This is a genomic window from Candidatus Brachybacter algidus (assembly GCF_016707225.1).
GTDB classification, from domain to species: domain Bacteria; phylum Bacteroidota; class Bacteroidia; order Chitinophagales; family Saprospiraceae; genus Parvibacillus; species Parvibacillus algidus.
The window spans coordinates 113,459-125,183 of record NZ_JADJID010000003.1 but is presented as its reverse complement, the minus strand read 5'-3'; the positions used below and the strand labels follow the sequence as shown (position 1 = coordinate 125,183).

The 11,725-nt window shown below is 35.7% G+C and carries 12 protein-coding genes; 9 read left to right on the top strand and 3 right to left on the bottom strand.

What is annotated here, in order from left to right:
- Positions 1–217 precede the first annotated feature (217 nt).
- A complete protein-coding gene (locus tag IPI15_RS10430) occupies positions 218–631 on the bottom strand; it encodes a GxxExxY protein (protein ID WP_287401532.1) in 414 nt (137 codons plus the stop codon).
- A 428-nt stretch (positions 632–1,059) separates the two neighbouring features.
- Here IPI15_RS10430 and IPI15_RS10425 point away from each other — a divergent pair, with 428 nt between their 5' ends.
- The 8 genes from IPI15_RS10425 to IPI15_RS10390 all read left to right on the top strand — a co-directional run bounded on the left by IPI15_RS10425 (position 1,060) and on the right by IPI15_RS10390 (position 8,516).
- The gene (locus IPI15_RS10425) at positions 1,060–1,485 is read left to right on the top strand and encodes a hypothetical protein (RefSeq protein ID WP_287401531.1); all 426 of its coding nucleotides are present in this window, start codon (positions 1,060–1,062) and stop codon (positions 1,483–1,485) included.
- Between the two features lie 200 nt (positions 1,486–1,685).
- Positions 1,686–3,071 (top strand): dipeptidase, encoded by a 1,386-nt coding sequence (locus IPI15_RS10420; RefSeq protein WP_287401530.1) that lies wholly within the window; start codon positions 1,686–1,688, stop codon positions 3,069–3,071.
- A 64-nt stretch (positions 3,072–3,135) separates the two neighbouring features.
- Positions 3,136–3,873: a BamJ family beta-barrel-assembly machinery protein gene (bamJ, locus tag IPI15_RS10415; protein ID WP_287401529.1), complete on the top strand. Its 738-nt coding sequence runs from the start codon at positions 3,136–3,138 to the stop codon at positions 3,871–3,873.
- A 99-nt stretch (positions 3,874–3,972) separates the two neighbouring features.
- On the top strand, positions 3,973–5,484 hold the full coding sequence (cysS, locus tag IPI15_RS10410) for a cysteine--tRNA ligase (protein ID WP_287401528.1): 1,512 nt from the start codon (positions 3,973–3,975) through the stop codon (positions 5,482–5,484).
- A 187-nt stretch (positions 5,485–5,671) separates the two neighbouring features.
- The gene (locus IPI15_RS10405) at positions 5,672–6,298 is read left to right on the top strand and encodes a LysE family translocator (protein ID WP_287401527.1); all 627 of its coding nucleotides are present in this window, start codon (positions 5,672–5,674) and stop codon (positions 6,296–6,298) included.
- A 54-nt stretch (positions 6,299–6,352) separates the two neighbouring features.
- Positions 6,353–7,012, top strand: a complete 660-nt coding sequence (locus tag IPI15_RS10400) for a DUF4159 domain-containing protein (RefSeq protein WP_287401526.1) — start codon at positions 6,353–6,355, stop codon at positions 7,010–7,012.
- A gap of 80 nt (positions 7,013–7,092) precedes the next feature.
- Positions 7,093–7,461: an MmcQ/YjbR family DNA-binding protein gene (locus tag IPI15_RS10395; protein WP_287401525.1), complete on the top strand. Its 369-nt coding sequence runs from the start codon at positions 7,093–7,095 to the stop codon at positions 7,459–7,461.
- On the top strand, positions 7,458–8,516 hold the full coding sequence (locus IPI15_RS10390; RefSeq protein ID WP_287420173.1) for an FAD-dependent oxidoreductase: 1,059 nt from the start codon (positions 7,458–7,460) through the stop codon (positions 8,514–8,516). Before IPI15_RS10395 ends, IPI15_RS10390 begins: the two co-directional genes overlap by 4 nt.
- Here IPI15_RS10390 and IPI15_RS10385 read toward each other — a convergent pair.
- Positions 8,513–9,211 (bottom strand): TapB family protein, encoded by a 699-nt coding sequence (locus tag IPI15_RS10385; protein ID WP_287401523.1) that lies wholly within the window; start codon positions 9,209–9,211, stop codon positions 8,513–8,515. The two genes, IPI15_RS10390 and IPI15_RS10385, sit on opposite strands and share 4 nt — an antisense overlap.
- Positions 9,212–9,256: 45 nt before the next feature.
- Positions 9,257–10,540 (bottom strand): hemolysin family protein, encoded by a 1,284-nt coding sequence (locus tag IPI15_RS10380; protein WP_287401522.1) that lies wholly within the window; start codon positions 10,538–10,540, stop codon positions 9,257–9,259.
- A 331-nt stretch (positions 10,541–10,871) separates the two neighbouring features.
- Between IPI15_RS10380 and IPI15_RS10375 the strand changes: the two genes are divergently transcribed.
- A complete protein-coding gene (locus tag IPI15_RS10375; protein WP_287401521.1) occupies positions 10,872–11,381 on the top strand; it encodes a c-type cytochrome in 510 nt (169 codons plus the stop codon).
- Positions 11,382–11,725: the final 344 nt, after the last annotated feature.

Genomic DNA, 11,725 nt, shown 5'->3' with positions numbered 1-11,725 from the left:
TAGTAGTATGGTCAAGATAGGGTGATGATTTGTTTTGGATATTTTTTAGGATTTTGGGTATGATTTTATAAGATTGATATTTTAATAGAACGCAGATTTATTAAGATGGTCAAGATAAGGTTGTGATTTGTTTGGATATTTATTAGATTTTGATGTATGATATGGTAGTATTTATATTTTAATAGAACGCAGATTTATTAAGATGGTCAAGATAAGATTATGATTTGTTTTCATTAAGAAATACTTTTCTTTTAAAAGTTGGCACTGAGCCGAAGTTTAGGAGAAGACCAACCTCTTTATCTGTAGCTTTTAAATAATTGATCAATTGGCATTCATGTTTGTGACTTAAGCTTTCAGCTGCTTTTATCTCGATAATTACAACATCCTCTACGATTAAATCGGAAAAATATTTACCAACTATTATGCCATAGTAAAAAACGTTGATAGGTTGTTGTCTTTGAATTTGCAATGAATAACTTGAGAGTTCACATTCCAAAGCTCTTTCATATACTTTTTCAAGAAAGCCATAACCAAGGGTGTTATACACCTTATAAAATGCTTTGATAATTATTTCAGTTAATTCGGAGTGTTTAAAGTTGTCAGGTCTATGAGGAAATAGTTGTGTCATCATAATTGGGTTTGGTGAATGAATAAGTAAAAATAATAAAAAGAATACTAAAATCAAGAATAATTTAAAATCATACACAATAGATGATCATCTTATTAAATCTGCGTTCAAAAAAAATCATACACAATTCATGATCATCTTATTAAATCTGCGTCCAAAAAAAGTCTTATACAATTCATGATCATCTTATTAAATCTGCGTTCAAAAAAAGTCTTATACAATTCATGATCATCTTATTAAATCTGCGTTCAAAAAATCATATACAATTCATGATCATCTTATTAAATCTGCGTCCACAAAAACTTATTATAAAGTCATATACTTTTCACTACCATCATTGTAATCCTCATACCTTTTCTTAAAATCATCCCTCAATCATTGAACCAAAAACCCATATCCTTCGTTAAACCCAAAAAACATAAACCAATCATATGATCAAATTACTAATCAAAATCGCCATACCCATAATAATTGGTATCCTCATCTACAACTACTTTTTTGGCACAGTAAAAGAAAAAGAAACCTCTGTCGAGGTATATACAAAGGTGAAGGACCTGTCTCTTAGTCTCGTTGATGTCATGCGTTCTGAGAAAGAAAAATTTGATGAAGGCAAATATGATAAGGCCATGGATAAACTTAACGATGTATATAATGCTGCCCGTAATCATGATGAGGATATGACCGTCTCTGAGAAAAAAGAACTTAAAAAACTCGAATCAGAAAAGGAAGAATTGAAAAAAGATATCAAAGAGACTAGTAAACTTGACCAGAAGAAAGCTGATGAGAAAAGTAAATCACTTAATGATAGATTATATGATCTGGTAAAGAGGACTGAAAATTTGCTAGGCAAGGAATGAGTATTCGGATTCTTGATACTAGACACTAGTTATTGGAACTATGATTGCAGATTGGTTTTCATACTAACTTCTAATTTTTAATTTCTTACTTTAAAAAGAGTTGTTAGCGCAATGTTATTACCCATAAACTTAAGAGTTAGAGCCCTATTTTTGACAAATCTTTCCTATATTTGCGCTCTTTGTAAAAAAAATAAATTTCAATGGATCATAAAGCTTTTATAGACGCCAATAGAGAGCGTTTTTTGGATGAATTGATGCAATGGTTGAGAATACCTTCAGTTAGTTCTGACCCCAACAGTAAAGAGGCTATGGCGCAAGCCGCAGAATATCTTAAAAACAGATTTATCGAGCAAGGAGTGGACAAGGTGGAAATTTATCCTACTGAAGGTCATCCAATAGTCTATGCTGAAAAGATAACTGATCCTTCGAAACCTACAGTTCTAGTCTATGGACATTACGATGTACAACCACCTGATCCACTTGATCTGTGGGACTCCCCACCATTCGAGCCGGTTATTAAAAAAACTGAGGAACATCCTGAAGGTGCGATTTATGCTCGTGGATCTTGCGATGACAAGGGCCAGGTATACATGCACGTGAAAGCTTTTGAGATCATGGCGAAGGACAATGACTTCCCATGTAACATGAAGTTCATGATCGAAGGAGAAGAGGAAATCGGTTCGGTAAACTTGGGTAAATTCTGTGAAGAGCATAAGGATATGTTGAAATCTGATGTCATCCTGATCTCAGATACTGGCATCATTGACAATAATACACCTTCTATTTCAACAGGGCTGAGAGGCCTTTCTTACGTTGAAGTGGAAGTTACTGGCCCTAATCGTGACTTACACTCTGGAGTATATGGTGGAGCAGTAGGTAACCCTATTAACATCCTGGCCAAGATGATTGCTTCAATGCACGATGAAAATAACCACATTACCATCCCAGGTTTTTATGACAAAGTAGAAGAGCTTTCGAAAGAGGAAAGATCCAAGATGGCTGAAGCTCCATTCTCACTTGACGCTTACGAGAAAGACCTGAAAATAGATTCCGTCTATGGTGAAAAAGATTATTCAACACTTGAGAGAGCCTCTATCCGCCCAACATTGGATGTAAACGGAATCTGGGGCGGTTATACGGGACCTGGTGCTAAAACAGTTCTGCCATCAAAAGCATTTGCAAAGATCAGCATGAGACTCGTGCCACATCAAAGTTCTGACGAAATAACAGAACTATTCTCCAAGCATTTTAAATCCATTGCTCCTGCAGGAGTTAAAGTAGAGGTGCATCCTCATCATGGTGGAGAACCAGTGGTAACGCCAACTGATTCTTTGGAGTACAAAGCAGCGGCATTGGCCATTGTTGATACTTTTGGTAAAGAGCCTATTCCTCAAAGAGGAGGAGGAAGTATTCCTATTGTAGCTCTTTTTGAATCAGTACTTGGAGTTAAATCTGTATTGATGGGATTTGGTCTGGATTCAGATGATATCCATTCTCCAAATGAGCATTATGGAGTATTTAATTTCTTCAAAGGCATTGAAACTATCCTCAGATTTTACCCGCATTATGCTGAATTAAAAAAATAATCATGGAAGGCTAAACTTCTGATTCATAAGTATTTAATTAACAACAATAAATTCAAATTTTTAGATGGTACGTAACAATTTAAAATACCTTCTTGCCTTAGGTTTTATGTTGACTTTGCTAAATGTAGAAAGCAACGCTCAAAATACAAAACCTGCTGCTAAGGCAAAAACTGCTGAGAAAGCAATCACTAAAACTGAAACAACTAAAACTAGTAAAATGGATTCATTAAGTTACGGGTTGGGCTTATTACTTGCTCAAAATGTAAAACAACTTGGTCTTGAAAACATCGATGGACCTTCTTTATCGCAAGCTATTCAAGATGTATTGGAAGGAAAAGAACCGAAAATGTCTGTTGATCAAGCTAACATGATGGTAAGCAACGAGATCGCTGCAGTTTCTGAAAAGAAAGCAGGTCCTGTCCTTGAAGAAGGAAAAGCATTCTTAGCTGAAAACCAAAAGAAGGCAGGTATAACTACTACTTCCACTGGTCTTCAATATGAAGTAATTACTTCCGGCAGCGGAGCTACTCCAAAATTGACAGACAAAGTAACAACTCACTATAGAGGTACACTAGTCAATGGTCAGGAATTTGACAGTTCTTACAAAAGAGGCGAACCGGCTACTTTCCCTGTAAATGGTGTTATCAAAGGTTGGACGGAAGCCCTTCAATTGATGAAAGAAGGTGATAAATGGAGACTTTATATTCCTTATGACCTTGCTTATGGAGAAAGAGGTGCAGGACAAGACATTCCACCTTATGCTACATTGATCTTCGACATCGAATTGATTAAAGTTAATTAAGAAATTCAATTTTTATATTTCCGGAATATTCTCTCAAGTCCATTGGACAGTCTGAATATTCCGGATTTCTTTTAATTTCTAATTTCTAACTTTATCTGCATGAGCATTCGACCATTATACATTTTTAACACTTTAAAAGGCGAGAAAGAACTCTTCGTACCTATCGTTGAAAGTCGTGTAGGCATGTATGTCTGTGGACCAACTGTATACAGTGATGTACATTTGGGTAATTGTCGCACTTTTGTAAGTTTCGATGTAATATACAGATACCTCTTGCACCTTGGTTATAAGGTGCGCTATGTAAGGAATATTACTGATGTAGGTCATTTGGTTGGCGATGTAGATACAGGAGCTGAAGATAAAATAGGTAAAAAAGCAAGGACAGAAGCAGTTGAACCTATGGAGATCGTTCAGCGGTATTCTAATGGATTTCATGATATTATGAAGTTATTCAACACGCTTGAGCCAAGCATTGAGCCATCTGCCACCGGTCATATTATTGAGCAGATCCAAATGGTTCAGGATATCATGGATAATGGACTGGCTTATGAAATGAACGGTAGTGTTTATTTTGATACATTGAAATATGCTGAAGAAACAGGCCAGTATGGTAAATTGTCAGGACGAATTATTGATGACCTGATTACTGAAAGTCGCGATGACCTTAAAAATCAAAGTGAAAAGAAACATCCAAGTGATTTTGCCCTTTGGATCAAGGCAGATGAAAGTCACCTAATGCGCTGGCCTTCTAAATGGTCTATTGGCTTCCCTGGATGGCATCTTGAATGTTCGGCCATGAGTACAAAATATCTTGGTAAGACTTTCGATATACATGGAGGAGGACAGGATCTGAAGTTTCCACATCATGAAAATGAAATTGCCCAAAACTTCGGAGCTTCTGGTTGCAATCCTGCCAAATACTGGATGCACGGCAACATGTTACTCATGAATGGCAAAAAAATGTCAAAAAGTGATGGCAATTCTATTCTTCCCTATGAATTGATATCCGGCCAGAATGATATTTTTCCTGAAGCTTTTTCACCAATGGCCATTAGATTCTTTATGGCTCAAAGTAATTACAGAAGTACACTAGACATCACATATGATGCGTTAAAAGCTGCCCAAAAAGGTTTTACCAGGATCCGTGAAGCCTACCAATTGATTGATAAACTATCTTTCCAAGCTGGAAATGAGGATATCAAAATCAATTTAGATATCAAAGGTGAAATAGAGGCTATGTATGAAGACATGAGCAATGACTTCAATACACCAAAGACAATCGCAAGATTGTATGAATTAGTATCTATCATCAATATTTATTACAACAATCCTACCACTGCAGATGGACTGAATGAAGCTTCAATTGAACTTTTGAGAAATACATTTGATACATTCCTTGGGGACATCATGGGCATTCAGATTAAAGAAAACACTACGATTTCACAAGATAATCACACTGATGGCCTTATGGAAGTCATTCTGACATTAAGGGCACAAGCCCGTGAAAATAAGGACTGGACTTCAAGTGATCTGATTAGAGATAAATTAGGTGCTATGAATATTCAAGTCAAAGATGGTAAAGAAGGTGTCACATGGAGTGTGGTGAAATGATAGTAGAAGTGAAAAGGTTGAAAGCGAGAAGCGAACAGCGAACAGCGAACGGTTCGCTAAAAATTAAGCTCTCAGCAGATTGTAACAATCAACATAGTTCATTAACTTCTGTGATTAATTATTCATTATTCATTGTTCACTATTCATTACTACATTTTTCCTCTTTCATCCTTCATCCTTCATCATAATGTGGGATGCCATCGTCGCAGGCGCCATATCCGGCATGATTCTGGGTTCTTTACCCGGTGGTGTAGTGTTTTCTATCATACAGCATAGCTTAGATCTTGGATGGAAAAAGGGTGTGGGTATCGCAAGTGGCGTCGTTATATCAGACCTTTGCCTTATCCTCTTCGTTAATTTAAGTACAGGAGGATTGGCTAAAGTTGAAAAGTATAATGGGTACATAAGTTTGGCAGGTGTATTTCTGCTTTTATTCATGGGCTTGGCAAGTATTTTATCCAAAAATAGAACGATCAGTTATCCTAAGACTAAATACGGTGGTTACTTCTACCTTTATGGGACAGGTTTTTTGTTAAATAGCCTAAATCCTATCAACTTTTTTATGTGGATGGGTATTACAACGCAAATAAAGGCTAGAGATTTCTTTTCCTATAGTAATATGCTATTGTATTTTACAGCGACTCTAATCATGATATTTTTGATGTTGTCAACTGTAAGTTTCTTTGCAGGTAAACTCCGAAAATGGTTGACAGTCAAGAGAATGCGCTACCTAAATATAGGAATTGGAATCATATTTATTGGACTGGCTATAAAGTTGGGATTCGATGCATATGTAAAACATTTTGTCAATTAAAAACACAAAGACCAAAAGCCACGTTATAGCTTTGATCTTATAAGAAATATAGACATGAAGATTTTTATTATATTTTTTCTTTGTTTAGCCGGAATGACAGCTGATTCATTTGCAGGAGAAAATCCTCCTACTTTAAAATTCGCCTTATTGAAGTATGCAGGCGGTGGTGATTGGTACAATGATGTAAATTCACTGAGAAATCTGGCACAATTCTGCAATCAAAAAATGGGAACTTCCTTTGAATTGGACTATGCAGCGGTCGAGCCTGGTAGTCAGGAATTATACGCCTATCCGATCACTTACATGACTGGACATGGTAATGTGATTTTTTCAGATGCAGACGCACAGAATTTGCGTAAATACTTGATTGGTGGTGGATTCCTTATTATAAATGATGACTATGGAATGGATCCATATATCCGTCCAGAATTGAAGAAAGTTTTTCCTGAGTTATCATTGGTAGAAATACCAGGCAACCATCCGGTTTATCATGCCATGTTCGACTTCAAAAATGGAATGCCTAAAATTCATGAACATGATAAGAAGCCAGCACAAGGCTTTGGTTTATTTTGGGAAGGTAGACTTGTGGCTCTCTATAACTTTGAAACAGATCTTGGTGATGGTTGGGATGACGTGCACAATGATCCTTTTGAGTTAAGGCTAATGGCATTGCAAATGGGCGCGAATATTGTGAAATATGCGTTTGAGAAATAATAGTGAATGATAAATGGTGAAAGATAAATTATGGACGCTGCATCATTTATAATTGGTAATTTATAATTTATAATTTTGTTGTGAATATCGAAGAATTCCAATCCTACTGCCTTGCAAAACCAATGACAACGGAGGAATGTCCTTTCGGCCCCGATACCATTGTGTATAAAGTTGCCGGCAAGATGTTTGCTCTAACAGGTTTGGATGCGGAGGAATTTGGTGCAAATCTAAAATGTGAGCCTGAATATGCACTCGACCTAAGAGAAAGATATTCAGCCATTAAGCCCGGATGGCACATGAATAAGACAATGTGGAATACCGTCAATGCAGCAGAATTAAATGATGATCGGCTGTTCAAGAAATTGATCGATCATTCATATGATGAGGTTGTTAAAAAGCTAACTAAAAAAGTCAAATCTGAAATACAAGAATTGCTGGATAATAAATGAGCTTTAACCCAAAAATACTCATCGTAGGGCAAGGTATAGCAGGTTCGGTACTGCACTACAGTTTTTTTCAAAGAGGAATTAATGCAGAATTAATCAGCACCCTATTACCGGGAAATGCCTCTTCGGCAGCTGCAGGAATTATCAATCCGATTACAGGACCAAAGTATCAGAAAAGTTGGAAATTTGATGAATTAATGGAAGTCTTTATTCCATTTTATACCGATCTGGAAAGGACAATTAGCCTTGATTTTTTTCATAAGATGCGCATGTATCGTTACCTCCCGGGATTAAACCAGATCAATAAATGGATCAAGCGATGGGACGATGTGGTGGATTCTAAATTTTATGGGGAATTTGTGAAGACCCTTGAAGGTTATCCGGAATATGAAGGAGAAGGCACTTGGGGAGAGACATATAATGCATTTCGAGTTGATTTTAATTTATTGATAAATGCTTACGCTGCATTTCTGCAAAAGGAAGGCCTGTTTAGAAATAATATTTTTGATTTTAATCAACTAAAATTGGACGAATATCAAGCCACATATTTCGGTGTGCGTTACGACCACATCATCTTCTGCGAAGGATATAGACTCATGGAAAATCCGTATTTCAATTATTTGCCTTTAATTCCTGCTAAAGGAGAAGCTTTATTGATCCACCGGAAAATTGATAATGAAGTCATGACGAAGCGTAATGAACTTATGACTCAATGGGATGAATCAAACATATGGTATGGAGCAACCTTACAAAATTCTTTTGATTCTATTGGACCTGATCATAATTCAGCAAACTTATTAATTGGAAAGTATAACAACGATTTCAATCTGACGCCGATCATTTCCGGTCACTTATCTGGGCTTCGACCAACTGTCTCAGATCGTAAACCACTGATAGGCTTACATTCTGAATATAAATCACTGTGCGTATTCAATGGAATGGGAACAAAAGGTGCGTCACTAGCTCCTTTGATGGCTACTTTTTTAGTTCAAAAGATACTAGAAAACATAGATATTCCCGCCGAAGTTGATATTCAAAGATTTCGTAAGGAAAATTAGAAAACCCTAACTAGTTCTGAATAACCTACCATTTTACCTTTCCGATATGTCTCAGTCTTCAAGTCCCAAATCTCATTTGCGCTGACATAGGAAATTACTTGATATTCGAATGTGATCGGTATGATGGTTACCATTTTAATGGCAACATCTGAAGGAATTTTGAATGCTTCATATGAACCTGCGGCTACAGTTATTTTTTCTTTAGACTCTACCTTTCTATTTGTAATATTTAAGTCCATGGATACATCAAGACTCGAGGCAGATCCTCTTCCTTTAATTGAAGAATTTGGCAAAGATTGTCCAACAGAGATGTTTTTTGGTCTTTCTAATCCCTTTCCTGTGAAAGTCATGTCGTAATCTTCCATTGATTTTAACTGCTCCGGATTGATCAATGACTGACCATCTACTATGAATTTATCTCCATCGCAATGTATCGTGTAAGCATTTTTACTTTCAGGTTTTCCTTTGGAGTTAAATGCCTCCATTTCAACTGAAATTATCGTGCTATTACCGTCTTTCTTGATATCCTTAAAAGTGAACACATTCTTTCCCTGAAGTTTGCCTTTGGCATTATAAGATGCCATTTCATATCCGCTCCCTATTTTTAATTCAGTTCCAAAGCAAGTCTGAGCATTTAAAGTTGAGAATGATAGTAAAATAGTGACATAAAGAAATATCATACCTAATCGAATCATATTATTGATTGTTTTAAAATTAGAAAATGAGGGATCAAAATAAATCTATTCTAAGATAGTGCTGGTGACAAGCACTTTATCGATCTTACTTTTATCGAGATCGAGGATTTCGAAGGAATAATTTCCGTCAGTGAATTTATCTCCGATCTTAGGCATTTTGCCAAGTTTATCTATCACATAACCAGCAATAGTGGTATAATCGAGATCCTCTTGAAAAAATTCATCTACAAAGATCTGTTCACGCAATTCATCTATCTGGTAAGAGCCATCAATGAGGTATGATCCATCCTCACGTTTAAAGATCATGATTTCTTCTTCCTCTTCAAGATCTGGAAGATTACCAAAAATATTTTCTGTCAGGTCATGAAGAGTTATTACTCCTTCTACAGATCCATGTTCATTAATAACAATGGCAAAGTATCTTTTCTCTTTTCTGAATTCTTCAAGTATCTTAAGTGAGGTGAGTGTTTCCGGTATTAATACAGCAGGTTTTAGTATTTGTTGAATATCAAATCCCGGCTTATTTCTACCTATTAGATAGTCCTTAAGATTTACGATTCCAAGTATATTGTCAAGGGCATCGTCACAAACAGGGAATTTCGTAAGACCACTTTCTATGATGTCAGAATGAATTTCCTCATGACTTTCATTGATATCTAGCCAGACTACCTCATTCCGTGGAGTCATAACGCTGTATGCTTTTCTGTCTGCAAACCTGAAGATATTATGAATAAGTTCACTTTCTTTATTGTCGATTGAACCATCTTCATTGGCCATTTTGACCATCATTTTTAATTCATCTTCAGAGACAATGTCATTATCATTTTCTTTGAGAAAGAAAATTTTGCTAACCAACTTTGTTGAGATACTAAGAAACCAAACAATAGGGTAGGTCGCCTTAGTAAAGTACTTAACAAAAGGAGCCATTGCGAGCGATATCTGCTCAGAATATAATAGTCCTATTTTCTTTGGTATGAGTTCACCTATGACAATACTGAAATAAGTAATAACTGAAATGATGATTGTCAAAGCCAAAGGATGGGCATAAGGTGCCAATGTGGTATATTTTAGGAAATATGCTTCTAGAGAGGCAGAAAATGCCTGACCTCCATATACACCAGCCAAAATGCCTATTAGTGTGATACCTACCTGAACTGCTGATAGAAAATTATCCGGATGTTCTGTGAGTTGTAATGCTATGATCGCATTTTTGTTTCCTTTGCTGGCCCTTTCAACAAGACGGGCTTTTTTAGACGAGATTAATGCTATTTCGCACATGGCAAACACACCATTCAAAAGCATTAATCCCAAGATTATCGCTACTTCCATTGAGTTATATTATCAAAGTATCTTTCCCTGTTTAATTCTACGCCACCTATACCTTGTAGTGCAAATGTAAACAATTTAAGTTACTTATATTTATTATATATCATCCAATTTATTTAACTTTATCAACGAGGTTCAATAATAAATAGTAAATATGAGTGAACTTAACAGGATAATTTTAGTATTATTGGTTAAATAAAGAGCTTTTAAATTCGAATAGAGTTAATAAATTAAAAAAAATTACTCATTTAAGCTAAACCATTATTATATCTTTATGATTTGGGTCACAAAATTTTAATTAACATTTCTATAACTTTGCAAAAAACATATTAATATGAGAAAGAATTTATTTTTATTGACATTATTTGCTATTCTAGCCTTTTATACAACTTCATGTGGCGGAAAAGCTGACAAACCTCAGGATGCTGAAGATGAGGCAACAGAAGAAACCACAACAGCTGATGAAGATGAAGGACTTGAGGAGGTTGAAGCATATGATGCAACTAAAGGAGAAGGAAAATTTGATGAATCAAATGTTAAAGTAGGCGCTCTAGACAAAGCTATGGCTGCAAAAGGAGAAGCTATTGCAGCAAGTAAATGTATATCTTGTCACAAAGTTACTACAGAGCGTCTTGTTGGACCAGGTTGGAAAGGTGTTACTGAAAGAAGAAAACCATATTGGATTATGAATTTTATTACAAATCCTGACCCGATGATTGACAAAGATCCGGAAGTTAAAGCCCAAATGGAACAATGTCTAGTAAGAATGCCAAATCAAAGTCTTGCTGAAACTGAAGCTAGAGAAATTTTGGAATACATGCGTAAAAATGATGGCGTAAAATAATTTTAGAACTTTCGGGAGATAAACTCAAAGTTTAAAATTATTATTAATAGAGTTTGAGAAATGGATCTGGACTTTTGCTTGTCTGATTATTCCGTTCAAACAAAAATTAAAAAGGATAAGTTTGTAATCAAATTTATCCTTTTTTATTTTCTTTGTGTCTGATCCATACTGATAAGAGTTTTATTTCATGAGCAGCCCTTTGCCTATAATATCTAGCTAAAAATATTTAGGTTAAATAAAAGATTTATAGCTGGAATTAAACTTCTAAAAGCGATAAACAGAATCCCCTCATTAACAACTTTCTGAAAAATTCAAGATGTTAGGTTGAGTCTCGCTAACCATCT

Bases quoted from the DNA above. Each gene is read 5' to 3' on its own strand.
- IPI15_RS10430 (WP_287401532.1), bottom strand. From the start codon at position 631: ATGATGACACAACTATTTCCTCATAGACCTGACAACTTTAAACACTCC.
- IPI15_RS10425 (WP_287401531.1), top strand. From the start codon at position 1,060: ATGATCAAATTACTAATCAAAATCGCCATACCCATAATAATTGGTATC.
- IPI15_RS10420 (WP_287401530.1), top strand. From the start codon at position 1,686: ATGGATCATAAAGCTTTTATAGACGCCAATAGAGAGCGTTTTTTGGAT.
- bamJ (WP_287401529.1), top strand. From the start codon at position 3,136: ATGGTACGTAACAATTTAAAATACCTTCTTGCCTTAGGTTTTATGTTG.
- cysS (WP_287401528.1), top strand. From the start codon at position 3,973: ATGAGCATTCGACCATTATACATTTTTAACACTTTAAAAGGCGAGAAA.
- IPI15_RS10405 (WP_287401527.1), top strand. From the start codon at position 5,672: ATGTGGGATGCCATCGTCGCAGGCGCCATATCCGGCATGATTCTGGGT.
- IPI15_RS10400 (WP_287401526.1), top strand. From the start codon at position 6,353: ATGAAGATTTTTATTATATTTTTTCTTTGTTTAGCCGGAATGACAGCT.
- IPI15_RS10390 (WP_287420173.1), top strand. From the start codon at position 7,458: ATGAGCTTTAACCCAAAAATACTCATCGTAGGGCAAGGTATAGCAGGT.
- IPI15_RS10385 (WP_287401523.1), bottom strand. From the start codon at position 9,211: ATGATTCGATTAGGTATGATATTTCTTTATGTCACTATTTTACTATCA.
- IPI15_RS10380 (WP_287401522.1), bottom strand. From the start codon at position 10,540: ATGGAAGTAGCGATAATCTTGGGATTAATGCTTTTGAATGGTGTGTTT.
- IPI15_RS10375 (WP_287401521.1), top strand. From the start codon at position 10,872: ATGAGAAAGAATTTATTTTTATTGACATTATTTGCTATTCTAGCCTTT.